General features: G+C 38.7%; 24 protein-coding genes. 18 read left to right on the top strand and 6 right to left on the bottom strand.

Annotated elements, in window-relative coordinates:
- Positions 1-171 precede the first annotated feature (171 nt).
- On the top strand, positions 172-702 hold the full coding sequence (hslV, locus tag DPV85_RS07420) for an ATP-dependent protease subunit HslV (RefSeq protein ID WP_005695137.1): 531 nt from the start codon (positions 172-174) through the stop codon (positions 700-702).
- A gap of 9 nt (positions 703-711) precedes the next feature.
- The gene (gene hslU, locus DPV85_RS07415; RefSeq protein WP_111327576.1) at positions 712-2,046 is read left to right on the top strand and encodes an ATP-dependent protease ATPase subunit HslU; all 1,335 of its coding nucleotides are present in this window, start codon (positions 712-714) and stop codon (positions 2,044-2,046) included.
- 78 nt (positions 2,047-2,124) lie between these two features.
- Here hslU and slyD read toward each other — a convergent pair whose 3' ends face one another.
- The 3 genes from slyD to rraB all read right to left on the bottom strand — a co-directional run bounded on the left by slyD (position 2,125) and on the right by rraB (position 4,023).
- Complete coding sequence (slyD, locus tag DPV85_RS07410; RefSeq protein WP_111327575.1) at positions 2,125-2,763, bottom strand: peptidylprolyl isomerase; 639 nt, start codon at positions 2,761-2,763, stop codon at positions 2,125-2,127.
- Between the two features lie 44 nt (positions 2,764-2,807).
- Positions 2,808-3,521, bottom strand: coding sequence for an SIMPL domain-containing protein (locus DPV85_RS07405; protein ID WP_111327574.1), 714 nt, complete (start codon positions 3,519-3,521; stop codon positions 2,808-2,810).
- A gap of 61 nt (positions 3,522-3,582) precedes the next feature.
- Positions 3,583-4,023 carry a ribonuclease E inhibitor RraB gene (gene rraB / locus DPV85_RS07400; protein WP_111327573.1) on the bottom strand — a complete coding sequence of 147 codons (441 nt, stop codon included), beginning with the start codon at positions 4,021-4,023 and terminating at the stop codon, positions 3,583-3,585.
- A gap of 205 nt (positions 4,024-4,228) precedes the next feature.
- On the opposite strand from rraB, the gene truD reads away from it, so the two are divergent.
- From truD to proS, 6 genes are all read left to right on the top strand, one after another.
- Positions 4,229-5,251: a tRNA pseudouridine(13) synthase TruD gene (truD, locus tag DPV85_RS07395; protein WP_111327572.1), complete on the top strand. Its 1,023-nt coding sequence runs from the start codon at positions 4,229-4,231 to the stop codon at positions 5,249-5,251.
- Positions 5,251-5,991, top strand: coding sequence for a 5'/3'-nucleotidase SurE (gene surE, locus DPV85_RS07390; RefSeq protein WP_111327571.1), 741 nt, complete (start codon positions 5,251-5,253; stop codon positions 5,989-5,991). Before truD ends, surE begins: the two co-directional genes overlap by 1 nt.
- 51 nt (positions 5,992-6,042) lie before the next feature.
- Positions 6,043-6,618, top strand: coding sequence for a YqaA family protein (locus DPV85_RS07385; protein WP_070592694.1), 576 nt, complete (start codon positions 6,043-6,045; stop codon positions 6,616-6,618).
- Positions 6,619-6,634: 16 nt separating this feature from the next.
- A complete protein-coding gene (locus tag DPV85_RS07380) occupies positions 6,635-6,823 on the top strand; it encodes a hypothetical protein (protein WP_111327570.1) in 189 nt (62 codons plus the stop codon).
- 23 nt (positions 6,824-6,846) lie between these two features.
- A complete protein-coding gene (gene nlpD / locus DPV85_RS07375; protein ID WP_070592693.1) occupies positions 6,847-8,079 on the top strand; it encodes a murein hydrolase activator NlpD in 1,233 nt (410 codons plus the stop codon).
- A 95-nt stretch (positions 8,080-8,174) separates the two neighbouring features.
- On the top strand, positions 8,175-9,890 hold the full coding sequence (gene proS / locus DPV85_RS07370; RefSeq protein ID WP_111327569.1) for a proline--tRNA ligase: 1,716 nt from the start codon (positions 8,175-8,177) through the stop codon (positions 9,888-9,890).
- A 64-nt stretch (positions 9,891-9,954) separates the two neighbouring features.
- Here proS and deoC read toward each other — a convergent pair whose 3' ends face one another.
- A complete protein-coding gene (gene deoC / locus DPV85_RS07365; protein WP_070582797.1) occupies positions 9,955-10,629 on the bottom strand; it encodes a deoxyribose-phosphate aldolase in 675 nt (224 codons plus the stop codon).
- Positions 10,630-10,739: 110 nt separating this feature from the next.
- Between deoC and DPV85_RS07360 the strand changes: the two genes are divergently transcribed.
- Positions 10,740-11,243 (top strand): protein disulfide oxidoreductase, encoded by a 504-nt coding sequence (locus DPV85_RS07360; RefSeq protein WP_070582795.1) that lies wholly within the window; start codon positions 10,740-10,742, stop codon positions 11,241-11,243.
- Between the two features lie 64 nt (positions 11,244-11,307).
- Positions 11,308-12,234 carry an ADP-glyceromanno-heptose 6-epimerase gene (gene rfaD, locus DPV85_RS07355; RefSeq protein WP_111327568.1) on the top strand — a complete coding sequence of 309 codons (927 nt, stop codon included), beginning with the start codon at positions 11,308-11,310 and terminating at the stop codon, positions 12,232-12,234.
- Between the two features lie 44 nt (positions 12,235-12,278).
- Here the strand turns inward: rfaD and xylB are convergent, their stop codons facing one another.
- A complete protein-coding gene (xylB, locus tag DPV85_RS07350; RefSeq protein ID WP_111327567.1) occupies positions 12,279-13,760 on the bottom strand; it encodes a xylulokinase in 1,482 nt (493 codons plus the stop codon).
- Between the two features lie 58 nt (positions 13,761-13,818).
- A complete protein-coding gene (xylA, locus tag DPV85_RS07345; RefSeq protein ID WP_111327566.1) occupies positions 13,819-15,138 on the bottom strand; it encodes a xylose isomerase in 1,320 nt (439 codons plus the stop codon).
- A 236-nt stretch (positions 15,139-15,374) separates the two neighbouring features.
- Between xylA and xylF the strand changes: the two genes are divergently transcribed.
- The 8 genes from xylF (at position 15,375) to DPV85_RS07305 (ending at position 24,578) form a co-directional block, all read left to right on the top strand.
- On the top strand, positions 15,375-16,373 hold the full coding sequence (xylF, locus tag DPV85_RS07340; RefSeq protein ID WP_111327565.1) for a D-xylose ABC transporter substrate-binding protein: 999 nt from the start codon (positions 15,375-15,377) through the stop codon (positions 16,371-16,373).
- A gap of 50 nt (positions 16,374-16,423) precedes the next feature.
- Entirely contained in the window at positions 16,424-17,935 is a 1,512-nt protein-coding gene (gene xylG / locus DPV85_RS07335; protein ID WP_111327564.1) for a D-xylose ABC transporter ATP-binding protein, read from the top strand.
- A 3-nt stretch (positions 17,936-17,938) separates the two neighbouring features.
- Entirely contained in the window at positions 17,939-19,066 is a 1,128-nt protein-coding gene (locus DPV85_RS07330; RefSeq protein ID WP_111327563.1) for a sugar ABC transporter permease, read from the top strand.
- 111 nt (positions 19,067-19,177) lie between these two features.
- Positions 19,178-20,341, top strand: coding sequence for a XylR family transcriptional regulator (locus tag DPV85_RS07325; protein WP_111327562.1), 1,164 nt, complete (start codon positions 19,178-19,180; stop codon positions 20,339-20,341).
- A gap of 51 nt (positions 20,342-20,392) precedes the next feature.
- Positions 20,393-21,436, top strand: a complete 1,044-nt coding sequence (gene waaF / locus DPV85_RS07320; protein WP_111327561.1) for a lipopolysaccharide heptosyltransferase II — start codon at positions 20,393-20,395, stop codon at positions 21,434-21,436.
- The gene (locus tag DPV85_RS07315) at positions 21,433-22,338 is read left to right on the top strand and encodes a DMT family transporter (protein ID WP_111327560.1); all 906 of its coding nucleotides are present in this window, start codon (positions 21,433-21,435) and stop codon (positions 22,336-22,338) included. The genes waaF and DPV85_RS07315 overlap by 4 nt, the downstream gene beginning before the upstream one ends.
- A complete protein-coding gene (rfaC, locus tag DPV85_RS07310; protein WP_111327559.1) occupies positions 22,335-23,288 on the top strand; it encodes a lipopolysaccharide heptosyltransferase RfaC in 954 nt (317 codons plus the stop codon). The genes DPV85_RS07315 and rfaC overlap by 4 nt, the downstream gene beginning before the upstream one ends.
- Positions 23,289-23,453: 165 nt before the next feature.
- The gene (locus tag DPV85_RS07305) at positions 23,454-24,578 is read left to right on the top strand and encodes a porin (protein ID WP_070867708.1); all 1,125 of its coding nucleotides are present in this window, start codon (positions 23,454-23,456) and stop codon (positions 24,576-24,578) included.
- Positions 24,579-24,705 lie beyond the last annotated feature (127 nt).

Raw genomic sequence — 24,705 nt, 5'->3', positions numbered from 1 at the left:
GATGATTTAAAGGGCGTTTTTATTTCTCAAAATTCGTGGATTTTAACCGCTAAAGATGAGAAACTTGAATTGTTTTAAATTTCTCACATTTAGCGGTTACGTTTCTCAAAATTCGCGAACGGCAACATCGCCATATAACGAGTAACTTTTCTTAAAAGAAGGATTAAAAGAATGACAACAATTGTAAGCGTACGTCGTAATGGCCAAGTGGTTGTTGGGGGCGATGGACAGGTTTCATTAGGCAACACAGTGATGAAAGGGAATGCCCGTAAAGTGCGCCGTTTATATAATGGCAAAGTTTTAGCCGGTTTCGCAGGTGGTACAGCCGATGCGTTCACCTTATTTGAATTATTTGAGCGTAAATTAGAAATGCATCAAGGACATTTGTTAAAAGCTGCGGTGGAATTAGCCAAAGATTGGCGAACCGATCGTGCGTTGCGCAAGTTAGAAGCGATGCTGATTGTGGCGGATGAAAAAGAAAGTTTAATCATTACCGGTATTGGTGATGTGGTGCAGCCAGAAGCCGATCAGATTTTAGCCATTGGTTCAGGCGGTAATTATGCATTATCGGCAGCTCGTGCGTTGGTAGAAAATACCGATTTATCAGCTCGTGAAATTGTAGAAAAATCTTTAAAAATTGCGGGTGATATTTGCGTGTTCACCAATACGAATTTCACTATCGAAGAATTACCGAATAAATAAGGAAAAATTATGTCTGAAATGACCCCTCGTGAAATTGTTTCCGAATTAGATCAACATATTATCGGCCAAAAAGAGGCGAAAAGAGCGGTTGCGATCGCGTTGCGTAACCGTTGGAGAAGAATGCAGTTGCAAGAGCCACTTCGCCATGAAGTTACCCCTAAAAATATTTTAATGATTGGACCAACAGGTGTGGGTAAAACCGAGATTGCGCGTCGTCTTGCAAAATTAGCCAATGCACCTTTCATTAAAGTGGAAGCAACCAAGTTCACCGAAGTGGGCTATGTGGGGAAAGAAGTAGATTCCATTATCCGTGATTTAACGGACAGTGCGATGAAATTAGTTCGCCAACAAGAAATTGCGAAAAATCGTGCGAAAGCAGAAGATGCGGCGGAAGATCGTATTTTAGATGCATTACTACCATCACCAAAAAATCAATGGGGTGAAGTGGAAAACCACGATACTAATAGCAGTACTCGCCAAGCGTTCCGTAAAAAATTACGTGAAGGTCAATTAGACGATAAAGAAATCGAAATTGATGTGTCAGCGGGCGTGTCAATGGGTGTGGAAATCATGGCACCTCCAGGTATGGAAGAAATGACTAATCAGTTGCAATCCATGTTCCAAAGCCTGGGTTCGGATAAAACCAAAAAACGCAAAATGAAAATTAAGGATGCATTAAAAACCTTAATTGATGATGAAGCGGCAAAATTGATTAACCCAGAAGAATTAAAACAAAAAGCCATTGATGCGGTTGAGCAAAATGGTATCGTGTTTATTGATGAGATCGATAAGATCTGTAAAAAAGGCGAATACAGTGGTGCCGATGTCTCTCGTGAAGGCGTGCAACGAGACTTATTGCCATTAGTGGAAGGTTCGACGGTTAATACTAAACACGGTATGGTGAAAACTGATCATATTCTCTTTATTGCTTCAGGGGCATTCCAAGTGGCGCGTCCATCAGATTTAATCCCTGAATTGCAAGGTCGTTTGCCGATTCGTGTTGAATTGTCTGCATTAACGGCAGAAGACTTTGAGCGTATTCTAACTGAGCCAAATGCGTCTTTAACAGAGCAATATAAAGCGCTTATGGCGACAGAAGGCGTGAGCATTGAGTTTACACAAGATGCAATCAAGAAAATTGCCGAAGCCGCTTTCCGTGTGAATGAGAAAACGGAGAATATCGGTGCAAGACGTTTACATACCGTTATGGAACGTTTAATGGATAAAATCTCATTTGATGCGAGTGAAATGGATGGTCAAACCGTGAATATCGATGCCGCTTATGTGATTGATGCTTTAGGCGAAGTGATTGAAAATGAAGATTTAAGTCGATTCATTCTGTAATGAAAGTTTAGATAAAGAAAAAGTGCGGTTATTTTTAACCGCACTTTTTTTGTCTCTAGTTTTATCTCTAGATTAAGATTAGTGACCGCTGCAACCACAGCCGCCATGACCGTGTCCGTGATCATGATCGTGTTTATGACCACCGCCACAGCAACCGCCGTGTCCATGATCGTGATCATGGTGGTGATGACCATGACCACCGCAACCACAACCATGACCATCTTCATCATCGTGATGATGGTGGTGATCGTGTGCACCATGTACGTGACCGTGAGCAATTTCTTCTAGTGTTGCTTCACGAGTACCAACAACTTCAACAGTGAAGTGTAATTCTTGACCCGCTAACATATGGTTACCATCAACCACTACTTCATCGCCATCCACTTCCGTGATCACAACAGGAACAGGGCCGATATCCGTGTCAGCTAAGAAACGCATACCAACAACTACTTCATCAACGCCTTGGAATACTTCTTTTGGTACACGTTGAACCATGTTTTCATTGTATTCGCCGTAGCCTTCTTCTGGTTGAACACGAACTTCAAATTTGTCGCCAACTTCTTTACCTTCTAAGGCATTTTCAAGACCAATGATTAAGTTATTGTGGCCTTGTAAATATTCTAATGGTTGATTTGCTGGTGCTTCATCAACTAATACACCGTCTTGAGTACGTACTTGGTAAGCGATACTCACAACCGTATTTTTTGCTACTTTCATATTGTTTTCCTTATTAAAAAAATCGTCATTCATTGTATAGAAAATTATTCTTTAAGCAATGCAATTCGCGCATTCACACTGACTTTAATTTTCTCTTTGCCACTTTGAGTGTAAGTTTCATCTTTTTCATCCGAGTAAGAGAAACTTTTTGCCATCATTGCCCTTGCGGCATAAGGGCGGAAATCATTCGCTGAATCATTGGCAGAAGACACGTCAAGGCTTTGTGTGTGATAACCTTTCATCTGCAAAGATTCTTGAATTAAGAGGGCTTTATCTTTAACTTTCGCTAAAGCTTCTTTGGTTAATTCTTTTTCTAAGCTATTTAATTTCTCACGTGAAACAGACGCGCTTACGCGATCAATGGCTAATACGCCATCTAATTCATGTACTAATGTTGATAACACTTGAGAATCTTTACTTTCTAAGGTTAATTCTGCACGCGCAATCCAGCCTTGTTGTTTGCCTTTATTATCATAGCGAATCCAGGTATTACGAGAATTATCTTTAATTTCAACCGCACTTTGTGCTTTTGCCAATTCAATGGCTTTATTCATTTTTTCTGCCATAATTTTATTGAGTGCGGATAAATCATTGCCTTCCGCTTGGTAAAAAAGGGAGACTTGCAATAAATCACGTTCTACCTCTCTTTCAGCTTCAACACTAAAGCTGACATCAGTTGGCTGATGAGATACAGGTTCTGCAGCAAAAGAAGCGATAGGCAAGGCAAGTAATGCTAAAGAAAGCGCTTTGAGTTTCATTGTTTCATTCCTATTTGGGTAAGGTAAAAATTAAGGGCGGTTTAACACGCCCTTGTTATTATTAATGTAAACGTTCGTTGTCGTCTTCGACATCTTCATCGTCAAAAAATTCGCCGTCATCGCCGTATTCATCGTCGTATTCATCGTCCTCTGCATTCGGATCTTCAAAATACGTGCCCCAGCCATCATAAATGCCTTTGTATTTTTCGACTAATGGTAAAATTTCTTTTTGTTGTGCATCAATAATTTCAGGCTTTAATTCCACTTCACTGATGATGTCAAAACAGAAAATGACCTTGTCATTTTCATCTTCAAATTCTTCTGCTTCTGACACTTCATAGCCCGCTTTGAAAGCATCCACGGCAATTTTTTCTAAGGTATCAAAATCATAATGGGCGATGTGATGTTCGATAATATAAAGGGCATCCGGATCGCTGCCATCATTTAATAAGTCCGTAATGATTTCACGGGTTTCTTCTTGAAGTTCGTTAAAGTTCGTCATAAGGCATTCCTTTTGTCAGAAAAAGTGCGGTCATTGTAGGGGATAAAGATGAAAATGTCGCTAAAAATTTATTCTCATTTCAGTTTGCCTTGAGGGGGCGGAAAGGTTAAAATTCTGCGCGAATAAATTGTGCTTAACATGCCCAGCTGATCACGCTATTTATTGCAGCGAAAAAAGTTGGGCTTTCTTATTTTAGAACGAAAAAATGGTCAAACATCTCCCTTATTTCACCTTAAAAACACCGCCAAAAACAACCGCACTTTTAAAGCAAGAATTTGCTGATTTTATCGTTAAAGAAGATCTTGGCTATGAAATGTCAGGCGAAGGCGAATTTGTGGCGGTAAAAATCCGTAAAACAGATTGTAATACGTTGTTTGTGGGCGAAAAACTCGCGAAGTTTGCGGGTATCTCTGATCGAAATATGGGGTATGCCGGTTTGAAAGATCGCCATGGTATTACAGAACAATGGTTTTGTTTGCAAATGCCAGGTAAAGAAACGCCAGATTTTAGCCAATTTCAATTGGAAGGTGTCGAGATTTTAGAAGTGACTCGCCACAATCGTAAAATTCGCACGGGCAGTCTTCAAGGAAATGCTTTTGAGATTTTATTGCGTGGCGCAAAAGAAAGTGATGAATTAAATGAGCGCTTAAATTTTGTGGCGAAATACGGTTTCCCTAACTACTTTACCGAACAACGTTTTGGGCGTGATGGCCATAATCTGACTCAAGCGATTCGTTGGGCGAAAGGGGAGATTAAGGTTAAAGATCGTAAAAAACGCAGTTTTTACCTTTCAGCGGCTCGTAGCGAAATTTTTAATTTAGTTGTAGCAGAACGAATTGAACAAAATGTGGCAGATCAGGTTCTAAGAGACGATATTGTGCAATTAAACGGATCGCATAGTTGGTTTAAGGCTGATGAAAATGAAGATTTAGCGGTTTTACAGCAACGTTTGAACGAACAAGATATTTTGCTGACCGCGCCTTTAATTGGCGAAGAAAATTTATCTGCAAGTGCGGTCGAAAATCAGGTGGTTTTAGAACATCAGGTTTTCCAAGAATTAATGAAACAAGAAAGAATGAAAGCTGCACGCCGCCCTTTATTGATGCAGGCAAAAGATTTCCATTGGACGTTTGTTGAAGAAGGATTAAAGCTCTCATTTTATTTGCCGGCAGGGAGTTATGCGACTGCATTGGTGCGAGAGTTAGTGAATATTAAGGAAGAAGAATAATGCGAATTTTAGTCAGCAATGATGACGGTTTTCACGCCGAAGGGATTCAAGTTTTAGCAAAAGAATTACGAAAAATTGCCGATGTGGTAATTGTTGCGCCCGATCGTAATCGTAGCGCGGCATCAAGTTCATTAACACTTGTTGAACCGCTTCGCCCGCGTCATTTAGACAGTGGTGATTATTGCGTAAATGGCACGCCGGCTGATTGTGTGCATTTGGCATTAAACGGTTTTTTATCTGGGCAAGTCGATCTCGTAGTATCTGGCATTAATGCAGGTTGTAACATGGGTGATGATACATTGTATTCAGGTACCTTGGCTGCTGCATTAGAAGGTCGCCATTTGGGATTGCCAGCCATTGCAGTTTCTTTAGATGGTCGTCTGCATTATGAAACAGCGGCTCGCGTGGTGTGTGATTTGATTCCCAAATTACATCCTCAATTATTGAATAAACGCGAAGTGATCAATATCAATGTGCCAGATTTGCCTTATGAAGAACTCAAAGGCATTAAAGTCTGTCATTTAGGCTATCGCTCATCCGCTGCGGAAGTAATTAAACAAGAAGATCCTCGTGGCGAAAATATTTATTGGATTGGACCATCAGGCTTGCCAGAATATGATGGTGAAGGTACAGATTTCCATGCGGTAAAAAATGGTTATGTCGCCATTACGCCAATTCAAGCGGATCTTACGGCTCATCAGTCAATTGCTGCTTTACAAGATTGGCTGGAAAGTGAATAATGTGCCGTTTTGAAACGAATTTTCCCTATTGAAGCAATAAAGGATAAGTGAATGAATATTTTTGGTGCGATGTATGATAAAACAATGCAATGGTCAAAACATCGCTTTGCCGTGTTTTGGCTATCCTTTGTGAGTTTTATTGAGGCCATTTTCTTTCCAATTCCACCCGATGTGATGTTGATTCCAATGTCAATGTCAAAACCGAAAAGTGCGTTTCGTTTTGCGCTTTATACAGCGGTCGCTTCTGTAGTGGGGGGAATGATTGGTTATGCTATCGGCTATTATGCCTTTGATTGGGTTCAAGGTTATATTCAACAATGGGGCTACCAAGCTGCTTGGGAACAGGCTATGGCGTGGTTTAAAGAATGGGGCATTTTAGTGGTATTTGTCGCTGGTTTTAGCCCGATTCCTTACAAAGTTTTCACCATTTGCGCGGGCGTGATGCAAATGGCGTTTATCCCCTTTGTGATTACTGCATTTGTGTCGCGTTTTGCTCGTTTTATTTTAGTGGCAAAACTCGCTGCATGGGGCGGAGAAAAATTCGCCGCGAAATTACGTAAATCCATTGAAATCATTGGTTGGAGTGTGGTTGCTCTGGCTGTGATTGCTTATCTTATTTTAAAATAACAGGATGACCTTTTTTATGAATAAATTACTCTTAATTATTTCGAGTGCATTGCTGATCTCAGCTTGTACAGGAGAACCACAAAAACAAGATCCCGATGCATTACCTAATGGTATTATGCAACCCGTAGAAGGAACGGGAGCGGTTGCCGGTGGTAGCTTTATGCCGGAAATTGAAAAAAATTCGATGCTAAATCAAATGAAATAAATTTAATGTTAAAGGAAGAATAAATGAAAAAATCGTTTTTATTGCTCCCTGTGAGTATCGCTATTTTAACGGCTTGTAGTTCAAATAGCCCTGCGCCAATTGAAAATGTAGATGGCACACTTTCTCCGGGGGTAATGCAACCTGTTGATAATAATTCGAGCGGTACATGGCAGCCAGAAATCCAACAAAATACGATGCCAAATACCATGGGCAATAGCGTGCCAACGGGAACTCAAACACCACAACCAAGTTTCCAACCGACTTATCAACCGGTTCAACAACCTGCTGCAGCACAACCTAAACCAACGCCTGCTCCGGCACCAGTTCAACCGCAAACTAAAACGGTAACTAAAACGGTTTCTGATTGCACCAGCTCTGGCGCAATCAACGTGCCGCGTAATCCAAATACTAATGCACCGGATTACAGCCAAATTCAAAAAGGTTCATACAAAGGAAATACCTATAAAGTAAACAAAGGCGATACCATGTTCCTAATCGCTTACTTGACGGGTATGGACGTGAAAGATTTGGCAAGCATGAATAATATGAAAGAGCCTTATAGCTTAAGTGTGGGCCAAACGTTAAAAATTTCAAATTGTTCAACTAAAACGGTTACCACGACTGTACCAGTGAAAACTACAGCACCAGCTGCACCGGCAGTCCCTGCTGAACCAGAAGTGACTTATACACCAGGTGCAAACGGTACTCAAATTGGTTCTGATGGTACGGTAATTGGTCCAATTAGATCAGGTGTTGCAACAGGTGGCGCATCAACACCAGCGTTTACCAACAATACACCTAGCACACCGGTGACAACGACAACTCAAGTGGAAACCACAAACAATACTCCAGTTAATGCAAACGTTGTAGCACCAGTGGCATCGAATGTGGCATGGCAATGGCCAACACAAGGCAACGTGATCCAAGGTTTCTCTAACTCGGATGGTGGTAACAAAGGGATTGATATCAGTGGTTCTCGTGGACAAGCGGTTAAAGCTGCAGCGAGCGGTCGTGTTGTTTATGCGGGTAACGCATTACGTGGCTACGGAAACTTAATCATCATCAAACATAATGATGATTTCTTAAGTGCTTATGCACACAACGACAAAATCCTTGTGAGCGATCAACAAGAAGTGAAAGCGGGTCAAGAAATTGCGAAAATGGGTAGCACAGGAACCAATGCTGTGAAACTTCACTTCGAGATCCGTTATAAAGGTAAATCTGTCGATCCAGTTAGATACTTACCGAGAAGATAATCTTTTCTCTGAAAAAAGTGCGGTTAAAAATGACCGCACTTTTTGTTATACTCTCACCAATTTTTTCTCAATGCTTAGAATCTAAGGTTAATTCAATGCGTACAAGTCAATATTTATTCTCAACATTAAAAGAAACCCCAGCTGAAGCGGCCATTGTGAGCCATCAATTAATGCTTCGTGCGGGGATGATTCGTCCTCTTGCTTCAGGTCTTTATAACTGGATGCCAACTGGCTGGCGTGTGCTTCGTAAAGTAGAAAAAATCATTCGTGAAGAAATGGATAAAAGTGGTGCACTTGAAATCAAAATGCCAGTCGTGCAACCAGCAGAATTATGGGAAGAGTCAGGTCGTTGGGAACAATATGGCCCAGAATTACTACGTTTTGTGGATCGCGGAAACCGTAACTTTGTATTAGGTCCAACACATGAAGAAGTGATTACGGATTTAGTTCGTCGTGAAGTGTCATCATACAAACAACTTCCGATTAACTTATACCAAATTCAAACCAAATTCCGTGATGAAGTGCGTCCTCGTTTCGGTGTCATGCGTTCGCGTGAATTTATCATGAAAGATGCGTATTCTTTCCATGCGGATCATGCGAGCTTGCAACAAACTTATGATGTGATGTACCAAACTTATAGCAATATTTTCAATCGCTTAGGTTTAGACTTCCGTGCGGTACAAGCGGATACCGGTTCTATCGGTGGTAGTGCATCACATGAATTCCAAGTGCTAGCAAACAGTGGCGAAGATGATGTGATTTTCTCTACGGAATCTGATTACGCAGCAAACATTGAATTAGCCGAAGCGGTGGCGATTGGTGAGCGTGCAGCACCAGCGAAAGCGATGGAATTAGTTGATACACCAAATGCAAAAACAATTGCAGAGTTGGTGGAACAATTTAATTTGCCAATTGAGAAAACGGTTAAAACCTTAATCGTAAAAGGGGCAAGCGAAGAGCAACCGTTAGTGGCATTAGTGATTCGTGGTGACCATGAATTAAACGAAATCAAAGCCGAAAAATTACCAGAAGTGGCTTCACCATTTGAATTTGCAGACGAAGCTGTTATCAAAGCAAAAATTGGGGCGGGTGTCGGTTCATTAGGCCCTGTTAATCTTAATATTCCAGTGATTATTGACCGTTCAGTGGCGTTAGTGTCTGATTTCAGTGCAGGTGCAAATATTGATGGTAAACATTACTTCAATATCAACTGGGAACGTGATGTAGCTTTACCAAAAGTAGCCGATATTCGTAACGTAGTTGAAGGTGACCCAAGCCCAGATGGTAAAGGTACCTTATTGATTAAACGTGGTATCGAAGTAGGTCATATTTTCCAATTAGGTAAAAAATACTCAGAAGCGATGAATGCGACTGTTCAAGGTGAAGATGGTCGTCCAATGGTCGTAACCATGGGATGTTACGGTATTGGTGTAACGCGTGTGGTGGCTGCGGCGATTGAACAACATTTTGATGATCGCGGTATTATATGGCCAACAGATGAAATTGCGCCATTCACCGTAGCTGTCGTGCCTATGAATATGCATAAATCTGAAAGCGTTCAAGAATATGCCGAAGAATTGTACCGCACTTTACAAGCACAAGGTGTAGAAGTGATCTTTGATGATCGTAAAGAACGCCCAGGTGTGATGTTTGCAGATATGGAACTTATCGGCGTGCCACACATGGTAGTGATTGGTGAGAAAAATCTCGCAAACGGCGAAATCGAATACAAAAATCGCCGCACTGGTGAAAAACAAATGATTGCAAAAGAGCAGTTGTTAGATTTCTTGAAAGGACAAATTAAAGCTTAATTGAGTCTTTGATGATTAAAAAGGAGATTGAAGCACACACTTCAATCTCCTTTTTTATTATCGATTAGTAATTGCTTGAGGTATTACCAGAAACACCCGTTACAATCGCAATGCCTGCGCTTGCGCCAATTCGAGTAGCTCCCGCTTTAATCATCGCTAGTGCGGTTTGAGTATCACGAATACCGCCAGAGGCTTTCACGCCAATGTTGCCTACCGTTTTCTTCATTAATGCCACATCTTCTACGGTTGCGCCGCCTTTATTGAAACCCGTTGAGGTTTTAACGAATGCTACACCTAATGCTTTACAGATTTCACAGGCTTTTACGATTTCTTCTTTGGTGAGTAAGCACGTTTCTAAAATCACTTTAAGTGGCACGCCATGACAAGCCGTTAATACAGCTTGAATATCGTCTTTTACGGCATCCCATTTATTGGATTTAATTAAGCCAACATTAATCACCATATCGATTTCACCCGCACCAGCTTTGATGGCTTCTTGGGTTTCAAACGCTTTGACAGAGGATAAGTTGGCACCAAGTGGGAAACCGACTACCGTACAAATTTTTACATCTGAGCCAGCGAGTTTTTCTTTGGCTAAAGGAATATAACCTGAATTAATACAGACTGAATAAAAGCCGTATTGAATGGCTTCATCGCAGAGCTTAAGAATATCCTGCTCTGTTTTTTCAGCTGTAAGGGCAGTGTGGTCAATATATTGTGCTAATTGTTTACTATCCATATTTTTTCTCCTTATAAAATGATGTGGTTATCATAGCAAAATATCTGTAATTTTGACCGCACTTTTCTGATCGATTACAATCCATTTATCCTAGATCATGAAATTTTATTGTGAAACTTAAAACATTATTAAAAAATGCGATTTCGCTCCTGCTGACGTTGATTATCGTAAGCAGTATTCTCGATTTTATTCGTAAACCCAATATTCCACCTGAAATCAATGCGACTGCACTTTATGATTTACAGGGGAATGCCTTCTTTTTACCCCAATTAGATCAAGCTAAGCCGACGATCATTTACTTCTGGGGAAGTTGGTGTGGTTATTGTCGTTATACTTCTCCAGCAATTAATTCACTTTCAGAAGAGGGCTATCCGGTAGTCTCTGTTGCGCTGCGTTCGGGGACAAATAAGGAAGTGGAAGATTATTTACAAACGCATCACTATCAGTTTACAACGGTGAATGATCCTCAAGGCAAGATTGCGGATCAATGGCAGGTGAATGTGACACCAACAATTATTATTTTAAATAAAGGAAAAATGGATTTGGCCACAACGGGCTGGACAAGTTACTGGGGCTTAAAAGTGCGGTTGTTTTTCACAGAGTTTTTTGGCTAAGCGGTACAAAATCTATTACAATACACAGACTTATTTTAAAGAGGACAGAATAGAGGACAGAATTATGATTATCGTAACAGGTGGCGCCGGTTTTATCGGCAGTAATATCGTTAAAGCATTAAACGATATGGGACGCAAAGATATTTTAGTGGTGGATAACTTAAAAGACGGGACTAAATTCATTAACTTAGTGGATCTTGATATCGCAGATTACTGCGATAAAGAAGACTTCATTGCGTCAATTATTGCAGGTGATGATTTAGGTGATATCGATGCAGTATTCCATGAAGGTGCTTGCTCAGCGACCACTGAATGGGACGGCAAATACATCATGCACAATAACTATGAATATTCTAAAGAGTTATTGCATTACTGTTTAGATCGTCAAATTCCGTTCTTATATGCATCAAGTGCGGCAACTTATGGCGACAAAACTGAATTCCGTGAAGAGCGTGAATTTGAAGGCCCATTGAATGTGTATGGTTATTCTAAATTCTTATTCGACCAATATGTGCGTGCGATTTTACCTGAAGCGCAATCACCGGTATGTGGTTTCCGTTATTTCAATGTGTATGGTCCACGTGAAGGCCATAAAGGTTCAATGGCGAGTGTGGCATTCCACTTAAATAACCAAATCCTGAAAGGTGAAAATCCAAAATTATTTGCTGGCAGTGAACACTTCCGCCGTGATTTTGTTTATGTAGGCGATGTGGCACAAGTCAACATTTGGTGCTGGCAAAATGGCATTTCTGGTATCTTCAACTGTGGTACCGGAAATGCAGAGTCTTTTGCAGAGGTAGCAAAAGCAGTAATTAAATTCCACGGCAAAGGCGCAGTGGAAACCATTCCATTCCCAGAGCATTTGAAATCTCGCTATCAAGAATATACGCAAGCAGATTTAACGAAACTGCGCGCAACTGGTTACGACAAACCATTTAAAACTGTCGCGGAAGGTGTGGCTGAGTATATGGCGTGGTTAAATAGAAAATAATATTTATATATACAAAATGCCCTAGTATAAGGGCATTTTCTTTTTTAATGTATCATTTCTAGAGTTTTTATATATCGATTATATATTTCTTGATAGCTCGCTACTCTTAGTTGATTTGGATAAGTTCTTGAATTTTCATCTAAATGAATAAACTCTTCACATAAAGATTTTAATTTTCCCTCACCATTTGCCCACATTGCTTGAATAGCAGCTCCTAATGCAGCAGCTTCATCTTCTTGCAGACAAACGACCTCTGCATTCATCACATCTGATATCATTTGTCTCCATAATGTACTTTTTGAACCACCACCAATTAAACGAATTTGAGAAGTATTTAGCCCAGCTTGACGGAAAAGATCTAAACCGTAGCGCAAAGTGAAGGTTGTACTTTCCATCATCGCACGACAAAGATTTTCTCGTGTAAAATTACTTGAGTCTAAGCCTAGAATACTGGCTTTAGCATTAGGCAACGGTGGTACACGTTCTCCATTAAAGAATGGCAAAACAGTAATGCCATTTGCGCCAATCGTGGATTGTTGAGCAAGGAGATTAAATTCATTGATATCTATCTGGAATAAGTTCATTAATTGTTTATTTGATGATGTCATATTCATTACACAAATTAATGGAAGCCACCCATTGCTACTCGAACAAAAATTTGCAATCATCGGAGGTAAATTTGATAAAAAACGATTTGTAGAAGCATATAACGTACCCGAAGTACCTAGACTCATTGTGGCAATGCCTTCATGAATATTGCCCGTACCGATGGCACCCATCATATTATCCCCACCTCCAGTAGAGACGGTTACGTTCTTATTAAACCCAAATAACGCAGCAATCTCAGGCTTAAGTACTCCTAATTTTTTTTCTGCTGAAAGTAAGGTTGGTAGTACATCATTCATTACTAATTCTGGTGCAATTTTGGAAAATACCTCATTACTCCATTTACGATTTATAATATCAAAATACCCTGTACCAGAAGCATCGCCGAATTCTGTACAAAAATTACCTGTAAGCCAATAATTAAGATAATCATGAGGCAACATAACTTTTTTAATTTGGGTAAATTGTTCTGGGTAATGTTTACGAAACCACATTAATTTCGATGCGGTATAACCTGTTTGGCACATTATTCCAAGCTTTTCAAATGCTGCCTTTTGTCCTCCTAGTTTTTCTATTAACTCATCATTTTCGTCAGTAGTTTCTGTATCACACCACAATTTAGCATTATATAAAGGTTGATCATATTTATCTAATATTACCAATCCATGCTGTTGACCTGAAATCCCAATACCTTTGACTAAATTAGGAGAAAAGTGAAGTGAGCTTTTCGCTTGTCTTAACGCGATCTCCAATGCATGTTTTAATGCCTCAATCCACCAGTTAGGATGTTGCTCTCGTCTACCATTGGATTGCTCAATTAAATCATGTTTTGCATAACCTATGCCAATTACTTTTCTCTGGGAAAAATCTACAACTATTGCTTTTGTGCCTTGCGTGCCACAATCAATACCGATATACATAAATGCCTCCTAAGAAATAAAAAATGCGGTAAAAAATGGCCGCACTTTTACATTAAGTTTAAGCATAAATAGCTTGATTTACTAAATTTTCCAAATATTCTTGTTGGCCTGAAATCGGTTTAGGATCTAATCCTTTTTGTTGGACAAGTAGTGCAAGTCCTTCAAGTGAGGTTTTGCCTTGTAAGATTTGTTGACCAAGCTCACAATCCCAACCAGAATAACGTTTATCTACAATTTTTTGTAATGTCGCATTTTGTAACATTTGTGCCGCGCGTTTTAAGGATAGAGCCAATACATCAATTGCTCCTATATGTCCATAGAATAAATCGTAAGGATCGATGCTTTGACGACGGATTTTTGCATCGAAATTAAAACCACCTGTGGTAAATCCTCCGTGTCTTAAAATCTCATACATAACTAGAGTATTTTCTTCCACGCTATTTGGGAATTGATCAGTATCCCAACCTAATTGCGGATCTCCCCGGTTAGCATCAATTGAACCAAAAATATCTAATGCAAACGCTGTTGCGACCTCATGTTGAAACGTATGACCAGCTAAAGTGGCATGATTCGCTTCAATATTCACCTTAATTTCTTTTTCTAAACCAAATTGTTTTAAGAAACCATATACAGTCGATACGTCATAATCATATTGGTGTTTTGTTGGTTCTTGTGGTTTTGGTTCAATTAACAATGTACCTTTAAATCCAATTTTATGTTTATGTTCCACAACCATTTGCATAAAACGACCAATTTGTTCGCGCTCACGCTTAAGATCTGTATTAAGCAAGGTTTCATATCCTTCTCTACCACCCCACAAAACATAGTTTTCTCCACCAAGACGTTGAGTTGCATTCATTGCATTAAAGACTTGTGTCGCAGCCCAAGCAAATACCTCAGGGTTTGGGTTTGTAGAGGCTCCAGACATATAACGTGGATTAGTAAAACAATTTGCTGTACCCCATAAAAGTTTCACTCCTGTTTCAGCTTGTTTGCGTTCTAAAATATCAACAATATGATTAAAATTATGTACATATTCCTGAACCGAATTGCCCTCCGGTGCAACATCCACATCATGGAAACAGTAATACGGCACACCTAATTTACTTAAAAATTCAAATGCAATATCTGCTTTTTGCTCAGCTGCCACAAGAGTATTTGAATTTTTTTGCCAACTGCGATTAAGTGACCCTTGTCCAAACATATCATTTCCATTCCAGCAAAATGTATGCCAATAGCACACAGCTAAACGTAAATGTTCAGCCATAGTTTTACCTAAAATAACTTGATTCGCATCATAGTGTTTAAAGGCAAAAGGATTTGTAGATTGTGGTCCTTCAAATTTTACTTTTTCAATTTTGTCGAAGTAGGTTTTCATAAGATTTTCCTCTCTGATAATGAATTTGTTGCATTTTTGAGAAAAAAATCTGTTTCATCAATTACGTTATTTCGTTTTTCAATAGCGATAATTTGTAATTGTGGTAGAGATCACAATTGTGAAAAAACGTAATAATAGTAAAAGATTTTATAATTGAAAGCATTTACTAAAGTAGGAAAACTAAAAAGCAGAGCTATAGCTCTACACTCTACTTACTTAACTATTGAGGTATCAGTATGAAAATCAAATCAGCTTTACTCACACTCGCAGCTGTATTAACGGTATTTAGTAGTTCAGCATATTCAAAAGATCTTAAAATAGGTCTATCTATTGATGACTTACGTTTAGAGAGATGGCAAAAAGACCGAGATATTTTCGTAAAAAAAGCAGAAACAATGGGGGCAAAAGTATTTGTTCAGTCTGCAAATGGTGATGACTCAGCACAAATCTCTCAGATTGAAAATATGATTAATAAAGATATTGATGTATTAGTCATTATTCCACATAACGGTGAGGTATTAAGTAACGTTATTTCAGAGGCTAAAAAAGAAGGGATTAAAGTTCTTGCGTATGACCGTTTAATTAACAATGCAGATTTAGATTTTTATGTTTCATTTGATAATGAAAAGGTTGGGGAGTTGCAAGCAAAAAGTGTGGTTGCTGTAAAACCTGAAGGTAATTATTTCTTAATGGGGGGGTCCCCTGTAGATAACAATGCGAAGTTATTTAGAAAAGGACAAATGAAAGTCTTAGAACCATTAATCAAAAGTGGAAAGATTAAAGTTGTAGGGGATCAATGGGTTGATTCTTGGTTAGCTGAGAAAGCATTGCAAATTATGGAAAATGCCCTTACTGCAAATAAAAATAATATTGATGTAGTAGTAGCATCAAACGATGCTACCGCTGGAGGGGCAATTCAAGCATTAAGCGCTCAAGGCTTATCTGGTAAAGTGGCTATTTCTGGTCAAGACGCTGATTTAGCAGCAATTAAGCGTATTGTGAATGGTTCGCAAACTATGACTGTTTATAAACCAATCACAAAACTTGCAGATAAAGCAGCAGAAATTGCGGTGAAATTGGGTAAAGCAGAAAATATTCAGTCTAATGCAGAACTCAATAATGGATTGAAAAATGTACCTTCATATTTGCTTGACCCTATTGCTATTGATAAAAGCAACATAGATGAAACTATCATTAAAGATGGTTTTCATACTAAAGAAAGTATTTATCAATAATCTCAAAGGGGGGGAGTTTCTTCCTCCCCTTGTTTTTTAGGGAGTATGGTATGGCATTGCTAGAAATGAAAAACATCACAAAGAAATTTGGTGATGTGACTGCACTTAGTAACATTTCAATTGAATTAGAAGCTGGTGAGATTTTATCTTTATGTGGAGAAAATGGTTCAGGAAAATCAACGCTAATGAAAGTCCTTTGTGGTATTTATCCTTATGGGGATTATAGCGGGAATATTTATTTTTCAGATAGTGAATTAAAGGCTAAAAATATTAAAGATACAGAACAAAAGGGTATTTCCATTATTCACCAAGAGCTTACCCTAGTAAAAAATATGTCAGTGCTTGAAAATATCTTTTTAGGTAATGAAATGACTTATAAAGGTTTAACATTAGACAATGAAATGTATATACGTTGTAAAACGTTATTGCAACAGGTTCAATTAAATATTGACCCTAATACCCAGGTCGGTGAGTTAGGGCTTGGGCAACAGCAATTAGTAGAAATTGCAAAAGCATTGAACAAGCAAGTTCGCTTGCTTATTCTTGATGAACCTACAGCTTCGCTTACTGAAAAAGAAACTGCCATCTTATTAAATTTGGTCAAGGAACTCAAAACTCATAATATCGCCTGTATCTATATTTCTCATAAACTTAATGAAGTCAAAGAAATCTCCGACAAGATTTGTGTCATTCGAGATGGCGAACATATTGGTACAAAAGTTTCTTCTACAATGACTGAGGACGACATTATTACCATGATGGTTGGTCGCGAAATTACTTCACTTTATCCTCATGAATTACATGAAATTAAAGAGGAAATTTTGCGAGTTGAAAATCTTTCTGCTTGGCATCCAATTAATACACATATTAAGCGTGTAAACGATGTCACTTTTAGTCTTCATGCTGGTGAGATTTTAGGTGTTGCAGGTTTAGTTGGTTCAGGACGAACAGAAATGGTGCAATGTTTGTTTGGTTCTTACCAAGGAAAGCATGAAGGTAAAATTTTCATTAATGAAGAACAGGTCGACATAAAAAATTGCGCACAAGCAATTAGACATAAAATTGTAATGGTACCTGAGGACCGTAAGAAACATGGCATAGTTTCGATTATGGAGGTGGGCAAAAATATTACTCTTTCTTCTCTAAAAGAATATTGTTTTGGAAAAATGGTGCTTAATGAGGCGAAAGAAGAACAAGTAATCGCTTCAGCGATTAAGCAGCTTAAAGTGAAAACCTCCTCTCCAAATTTAGCTATTGGTCGCTTAAGCGGAGGTAATCAACAAAAGGCAATTTTAGCAAAATGTTTACTACTCAATCCCAAAATTTTAATTTTAGATGAACCGACCCGTGGTATTGATGTAGGAGCAAAATATGAAATTTATAAATTAATTAATCAGCTCGCTCAAGAAGGTATTGGAATTATTGTGATTTCATCTGAGTTACCAGAGGTGCTTGGTATTAGTGACCGAGTTCTTGTTATGCACCAAGGTAAACTTAAAGCTAATCTTATTAATAATGGACTCACACAGGAACAAGTAATGGAAACTGCACTTAAGGAGTAATCTATGTTTAAGTTAAAATCCGTGAATCTACAAGTTTATATTATGCTAATTGCTATTGCTGTTATTATGGTATTTTTTACCGTGGCAACAGATGGTGCTTATTTAAGTGCACGAAATATTTCTAACTTATTGCGTCAAACTTCAATTACTGGCATTCTTGCTATTGGCATGGTATTTGTCATTATTTCTGCTGAAATTGACTTATCCGTAGGGTCATTGATGGGATTACTAGGTGGTTTTGCAGCTATATCAGATGTGTGGTGGGGATTGCCATTACCTGTCACCATTGTAGCAACGCTAGCACTTGGATTACTCTTTGGCTTATGGAATGGGTGGTGGGTTGCTTACCGCAAAGTACCATCTTTCATTGTTACTCTTGCTGGTTATCTTGCTTTTCGTGGGATTCTTATTGGTTTAACAAATGGTACAACAGTATCTCCAATCAGTAGCTCAATGTCAGTTATTGGACAAGGTTATTTATCTGATGTAACTGGATTCATTCTTGGTAGTATTGCAGTGATTAGTTTTATAATTTGGGGATATTATCAACGTAAAAGCCGTCAACAATTTCAACTTGAAGTGCCTGAATTGTCAAAATATTTTACAAAATATGCCTTATTTGCAGTTGTTGTATTGGGGGCTGTGTATTTACTTAATGATTACCGTGGTATTCCATTCCCTGTATTGGTACTGGCAATTCTTGCAGTATTTGGAGTGTTTTTATCTCGTAAAACATCATTTGGCCGTCATGTCTATGCTATTGGTGGCAATATCGATGCTGCAAAATTATCAGGCATTAATGTAGAAAAAACAAAACTTACCATCTTTGCTATGAATGGTATACTAGTTGCAATTGCGGGTTTAATTCTTAGTGCTCGACTTGGAGCAGGGTCACCATCTGCTGGTCAAAATGCAGAATTAGATGCGATTGCGGCCTGTGTAATTGGAGGTGCTAGTTTAGCTGGTGGTGTTGGTAGTATTTGGGGAGTTGTGATTGGGGCTCTAATTATAGCCTCACTTGATAATGGTATGAGTATGCTTGATGTTCCAACCTTCTGGCAATATATAGTCAAAGGAACAATCTTATTACTTGCAGTCTGGATTGATACTAGTAGTAAGAAAAAAATGTGATATTAATTAGTTCTGAATCGCCATCGAAAAATGGCGATTTTTATTATACATACTTTTATAAAGCCTAATTTTCCGCTATATTTTCCAAGACCAAATCAATGGAATGGATCTATGGCTGAACAATATTATAAAATCGCTCTCTTATTTAATGCCAATAAAGTATATGATCGTCAGGTTGTGGAAGGTATTGGACAATATATTCAGGCTTCACAATGTACTTGGGATATTTTTGTGGAGGATGAATTTGTATATCATGCAGACATTATTAAAGAACTTTCTATTGATGGTATCATTGCCGATTTTGACGATCCCAAAACTGCCGAATTCTTACAAAACTCTCAAATTCCGACAATCGCTGTTGGTAGTTCTTATCAACGGTCTGATTTTTATCCACATTTTCCCTACGTTGCAACTGATAATACAGCATTAGTTGATATGGCCTTTTCTCATCTTCAAGAAAAGGGTCTTTCACACTTTGCTTTTTATGGTATGCAAATGGATTGTGAAAAACACTGGTCAAAAGAGCGAAAAAGTGAGTTTATCGCATTAATGGAGAAAAATCATTATCCGCTTTACCTTTATGAAGGTGCCCAAACTAACGCCTCAAACTGGTTAGAGGAGCAACGAAATCTGATTAAATGGCTGAAAACTCTACCGATTCATACAGGGATTATTGCAGTAACCGATGCAAGAGCGCGCCATCTATTACAAGCTTGTGAATATAGCAAGATCGCAGTGCCAGAAGAGCTTTGTGTAATAGGTATTGATAATGAAGAATTAATTCAATATTTATCGAGAGTTTCTCTTTCTTCGGTAGAACAAGGGGCGAGGGATATCGGCTATCAAGCAGCCAAACTATTGTATCGGTTATTAAATGGCCATAAAGTTTCACATATCCCGATTTTGATCCCTCCAACTGCGGTTCATGCGAGAAACTCTACAGATTATCGTTCTTTAAGAGATCCTTTAGTCATGCAAGCTATTCATTATATTCGTCATCGAGCTTGCCAAGGGATTAAAGTCGAACAAGTATTAGACCATTTAGAAACTTCACGTTCCAATCTTGAACAACGTTTTAAGAATGAAATGAATAAAACTATCCACCAAGTGATTCATGAGGAAAAATTTTCTCGTGCAAAAAATTTATTACAACAAACAGATATTTCTATTCAAGAAATATCAGAAATTTGTGGCTATCCTTCCATTCAATATTTTTATTCTGTGTTTAAAAAAGAGTTAGGCTTAACGCCAAAAGAATTTAGACAATGTAATTAAAGTGACTATTATTATGACATAACGCAATAAATTATATTTATAAGGTCAAACATGAATATTTTAATTATCGGCCCGTCTTGGGTCGGCGATATGATGATGTCGCACAGTTTGTATCAACAACTCAAACAGCAATATCCCCATTGCCAAATTGATGTAATGGCGCCCAATTGGTGTAAACCGCTTTTAGCCCGTATGCCAGAAGTGCGTCATGCTATTGAAATGCCGCTCGGACACGGCAAATTTGCCTTGTGTGAACGTTATCGTTTAGGTAAGGCATTACGCAATCAATATGATATGGCGATTGTGTTACCAAACTCCTTGAAGTCTGCTTTCATCCCCGCTTTTGCAAAAATTGCGGTACGTCGTGGCTGGAAAGGGGAAAGCCGTTATTTATTGCTTAACGATTTACGCAATAACAAACGAGATTACCCAATGATGGTGCAACGTTATGTGGCGTTAGCTTTTGAGCAAAATTCGGTGCCAAAAGCGGCAGATATTCCTGTTATAAAACCTTATTTAACCGTTGATCCTACTCGACAGGCGGAAACCTTTAAAAACTTTGAAAAACAGACCGTACTTTTAGGCGAACGTCCGATTATTGGTTTCTGTCCTGGAGCTGAATTTGGTCCAGCTAAACGTTGGCCGCATTATCATTATGCTAAATTAGCAGAAATGCTGATTGAAAAAGGCTACGCAGTAGAATTATTTGGTTCACCAAAAGATGTAGAAGCTGGGGAGCAAATTCGCAATGCATTACCAGCCGAGCTACAATCATTTTGTTTAAATTTAGCGGGACAAACTAACCTGAATCAAGCAGTAGATTTAATTGCTAACTGTACGGCAGTGGTGAGCAATGATAGCGGCTTAATGCATATTGCCGCTGCGACAGATCGTCCATTGGTTGCACTTTACGGCCCAACGAGTCCAACTTATACGCCACCATTATCAGATAAAGCCGTGATTATTCGTTTAATTGAAGGCGATTTAATTAAGGTGCGTAAAAGTGCAGATAGCTCGGAAGGGTATCATCAAAGTTTGATTGATATTACACCTGAAATGGCATTAGAAAAATTAGAGGCATTATTAGCAAAATGAACCCTCTCCGCATACATTTACAATTAATTGGAATGGTGATTTTATGGGGCGCCTCTTGGCCTTGGGGACGAGTAGTTGCCCAAGCTATGCCGACATTTGTTGCTTCAAGCATGCGCTTTTTTTTCGCCATTATTCCACTCATTATTTGGCTATATGCGGTGAATCGCTTCAAATATGCTAAACAACTAAAAGCTAATCAGTGGATGGGGTTGTTTGTGACTGCCTTTTTTGGTGTCTTCGCTTATTCCACATTTTTTATCTGGGGGCTGAAATATCTTCCAGCGGGACAAGCGGCTGTTATTGTGGCGACAAACCCTGTATTTACCACGCTTTTGGCGATTTTTTTATTTAAAGAAAAATGGAATCGTTGGGTAATACTTGGAATGGTTATTGCCATGAGCGGAACATTATTGGCTCTCACAAAAGGGAATTTTTTACAAATGATGGATTCCTTTGGGTTGGGGCAAATATTATTAATTGGGGCACTAATTTGTTGGGTTGCTTATACCTTACTGGCGAGAAAAGTACTCGCAGGCATTGATTCGCTCACCGCAACCACATTATCTTCCATTTTTGGTTTTTTATTGTTATTTATGAGTGCGCTATGCGTGGAAAGCTCGGACGATTGGATGACAGTGATGAATTTATCACAAGGTGAGTGGATAAGTTTGCTTGGTCTTGCATTTGGTGCCACAGTATTAGCCTATGCATGGTATTTTGATGGGGTGAAACACTTAGGGGCAGGCAATGCCTCGGCTTATATTATTCTTGTGCCGATATTAGGGATTTTATTTTCAGCCGTTTGGTTGAATGAACAAGTGGATTCCTCCTTAATTATTGGTGGTATTTTAGCTGTGTCAGGTCTCGGTATTATGCACTGGGGAAGAAGGTTAATTAAATGAAAGTATGTGTGATTAAGACTTCCTCTATGGGGGATGTAATTCATACTTTGCCAGCATTGACTGATGCACAGCGTGCTATTCCTAATCTCTCTATTGATTGGGTGGTGGAAGAGAATTTTGCAGAAATCCCACGTTGGCATTCTGCAGTGAATCAAATCATTCCAATTGCCTTAAGACGCTGGCGAAAATCGCCTTTTTCAGCTCAAACAAAAAACGAATGGAAATCTTACTGCACTTTATTACAAGCCAATCAATATGATGCCGTGATTGACGCGCAAGGGCTTTTTAAAAGTGCCTTTTTTGCGACACGCTTAGCCAATGGCATTAAACATGGCTATGATCGCAAAAGTATCCGTGAGCCGATTGCCTCCTTGTTCTACGATAAAAAATACGCAATTTCTTATCAACAGCATGCGGTAGAACGTATTCGTCAACTTTTTGCGCAAGCCTTATCTTATCCATTACCGAAAGAAAAAGGGGATTATGACATTGCTCGACATTTCATTTTCGCAGATTCTATCGAACCTTATGTGATCTTTTTTCATTCTACGACAAGAGATGAGAAGCATTGGCCAGAACGAGAATGGCGAAATTTAATCGAAAAACTGACCGCACTTTCTGTTCAAGTTCGTTTACCTTGGGGAAACGAAAAAGAAAAGGCGAGAGCAGAGCGATTGGCTGTCGGCTTATCTCATGTAGTTGTTTTGCCTAAGCTTTCATTGCATGAATTGGCTGAACAAATTGCCAATGCGAAAGCCGTGGTATCGGTAGACACAGGGCTTGCCCATTTGACTGCCGCACTGGATAAACCCAATATTACACTTTATGGCGCAACAGATCCGACCTTAGTTGGTTGTTATGGTCAAAATCAGCATTATTTAACAGCGAATTCAATGGCAAATATTACTTCAGACCAAGTGTTTTCTACACTAAATTTATTAATTAAATAGGTGATAAAGTAATCAAATATGTATTTATCTTGATTGATTTTAGTCAAAATATTGCCTATTTTCTGATAGTTGGCAAAATTTAGGGTTGACCATTTAGGTTGTACTGTATAAACTGCAAAAAGTTCAATTTTTTAATAAACTTCATTAAATAATAGGGAAAGCGTTATGAAAAAAACACTTCTTGCTTTATCTGTAGCGGCATTAGCAGCAGGTTCTGCACAAGCTTATAACTTCCACATTGACCAAACTGGTACTGATGTTGATTTTTACGGTTCTTTACGTGTTAAATGGGAAAGCACCTCTAACAAAACCAACTATGTAAATGGTGATGTAACTAAAGAGCACATCAATCACGCAGTTGATAACAACGGTTCACGTTTCGGTTTCAAATTAAAACAAAGCTTAGGTGGAGATTTCTACGCTTTAGGCCGTGCTGAATGGCGTATGCGTGGTGAAGCACCTTCACAACATGATTTTGACCATGTTTATACTCACCAACTTTATGCCGGTTTTGGCCATAAACAATTCGGTGAATTAACTTACGGTAACATGGTAACTATCACTGATGAAGTAAAACAAAGTGATTTAGCAAATACTTACAGCTTGACTGATGGTTTATTAGAGACTTCAGCTCGTCGTGTAACACAATATGTTTATAATGGTGACTACGGTTCAAATAAAGTGAAATTTGGTGCGTACTACGGCGGTTCAAGCAAACGTAACATCAAAAACGTAGATTTAAAAAATAACCGTAAAAACACTTGGGGTACAGGTCTTATCTTCAATCACGAAATTGATAGTATCCAAAATGTAACTGTCGCAGCAGGTTTCACTCGTGAAATTTCTGAAAATGCGAACAAAACAGCATACTACAGCAATGCTTATGCTTTAGGCTTAGCGTATAACTTTGTTCACACTACTTATGGTTTAGACTTAGCTCACAAAGATACTAAAAATAAAGATGGTGCAGGTAACAAAGTGAAAAATAATGAAGTAACTGCAGTGATTCGCCAAGGTTTAAATGAAGATTGGAATGTATATGCAATGTATTCTTACAAAACTGAGAAAACTTTACCTGTAGGTTCTGCATATTCAAAAGCGACTGATCGCCAGTTCTTAGTGGGTACTGAATACTATGTGTATAATCAAGGTTCGTTAAAAGTGAAACCATTCATTGAATGGCAAGCAACTCGTACTAAATACGAGAATACCTTTGATAAAGACTCAGGCAAACAACTTGATCGTAGCCGTGATTTCAAAACTGTTATCGGTTTACGTGCATACTGGTAATTTATCAGTTTAATTTTATAAAGCGAGCGGATAGTGAAAGCTATCCGCTTTTCTTTTTGGCTTGTAATTTTGATTTTCACCCCCATAATACTGCACAGGCACAAAGTGCGGTAACAAAACGACATCT

This window comes from Haemophilus parainfluenzae (assembly GCF_003252725.1).
Lineage (GTDB): Bacteria > Pseudomonadota > Gammaproteobacteria > Enterobacterales > Pasteurellaceae > Haemophilus_D > Haemophilus_D parainfluenzae_L.
The sequence above is the reverse complement of the archived record's forward strand: the minus strand, read 5'-3'. Positions and strand labels throughout refer to the sequence as shown.

Excerpts from the sequence above, each read along its gene's own strand:
- rfaC (WP_111327559.1), top strand. The coding sequence starts at position 22,335 with ATGAAAGTATGTGTGATTAAGACTTCCTCTATGGGGGATGTAATTCAT.
- rraB (WP_111327573.1), bottom strand. The coding sequence starts at position 4,023 with ATGACGAACTTTAACGAACTTCAAGAAGAAACCCGTGAAATCATTACG.
- xylB (WP_111327567.1), bottom strand. The coding sequence starts at position 13,760 with ATGTATATCGGTATTGATTGTGGCACGCAAGGCACAAAAGCAATAGTT.
- xylA (WP_111327566.1), bottom strand. The coding sequence starts at position 15,138 with ATGAAAACCTACTTCGACAAAATTGAAAAAGTAAAATTTGAAGGACCA.
- waaF (WP_111327561.1), top strand. The coding sequence starts at position 20,393 with ATGAATATTTTAATTATCGGCCCGTCTTGGGTCGGCGATATGATGATG.
- DPV85_RS07405 (WP_111327574.1), bottom strand. The coding sequence starts at position 3,521 with ATGAAACTCAAAGCGCTTTCTTTAGCATTACTTGCCTTGCCTATCGCT.
- DPV85_RS07330 (WP_111327563.1), top strand. The coding sequence starts at position 17,939 with ATGTTTAAGTTAAAATCCGTGAATCTACAAGTTTATATTATGCTAATT.
- truD (WP_111327572.1), top strand. The coding sequence starts at position 4,229 with ATGGTCAAACATCTCCCTTATTTCACCTTAAAAACACCGCCAAAAACA.
- deoC (WP_070582797.1), bottom strand. The coding sequence starts at position 10,629 with ATGGATAGTAAACAATTAGCACAATATATTGACCACACTGCCCTTACA.
- DPV85_RS07385 (WP_070592694.1), top strand. The coding sequence starts at position 6,043 with ATGAATATTTTTGGTGCGATGTATGATAAAACAATGCAATGGTCAAAA.
- DPV85_RS07380 (WP_111327570.1), top strand. The coding sequence starts at position 6,635 with ATGAATAAATTACTCTTAATTATTTCGAGTGCATTGCTGATCTCAGCT.
- xylG (WP_111327564.1), top strand. The coding sequence starts at position 16,424 with ATGGCATTGCTAGAAATGAAAAACATCACAAAGAAATTTGGTGATGTG.
- nlpD (WP_070592693.1), top strand. The coding sequence starts at position 6,847 with ATGAAAAAATCGTTTTTATTGCTCCCTGTGAGTATCGCTATTTTAACG.
- DPV85_RS07315 (WP_111327560.1), top strand. The coding sequence starts at position 21,433 with ATGAACCCTCTCCGCATACATTTACAATTAATTGGAATGGTGATTTTA.
- proS (WP_111327569.1), top strand. The coding sequence starts at position 8,175 with ATGCGTACAAGTCAATATTTATTCTCAACATTAAAAGAAACCCCAGCT.
- hslU (WP_111327576.1), top strand. The coding sequence starts at position 712 with ATGTCTGAAATGACCCCTCGTGAAATTGTTTCCGAATTAGATCAACAT.
- surE (WP_111327571.1), top strand. The coding sequence starts at position 5,251 with ATGCGAATTTTAGTCAGCAATGATGACGGTTTTCACGCCGAAGGGATT.
- slyD (WP_111327575.1), bottom strand. The coding sequence starts at position 2,763 with ATGAAAGTAGCAAAAAATACGGTTGTGAGTATCGCTTACCAAGTACGT.
- DPV85_RS07305 (WP_070867708.1), top strand. The coding sequence starts at position 23,454 with ATGAAAAAAACACTTCTTGCTTTATCTGTAGCGGCATTAGCAGCAGGT.
- DPV85_RS07325 (WP_111327562.1), top strand. The coding sequence starts at position 19,178 with ATGGCTGAACAATATTATAAAATCGCTCTCTTATTTAATGCCAATAAA.
- hslV (WP_005695137.1), top strand. The coding sequence starts at position 172 with ATGACAACAATTGTAAGCGTACGTCGTAATGGCCAAGTGGTTGTTGGG.
- rfaD (WP_111327568.1), top strand. The coding sequence starts at position 11,308 with ATGATTATCGTAACAGGTGGCGCCGGTTTTATCGGCAGTAATATCGTT.
- xylF (WP_111327565.1), top strand. The coding sequence starts at position 15,375 with ATGAAAATCAAATCAGCTTTACTCACACTCGCAGCTGTATTAACGGTA.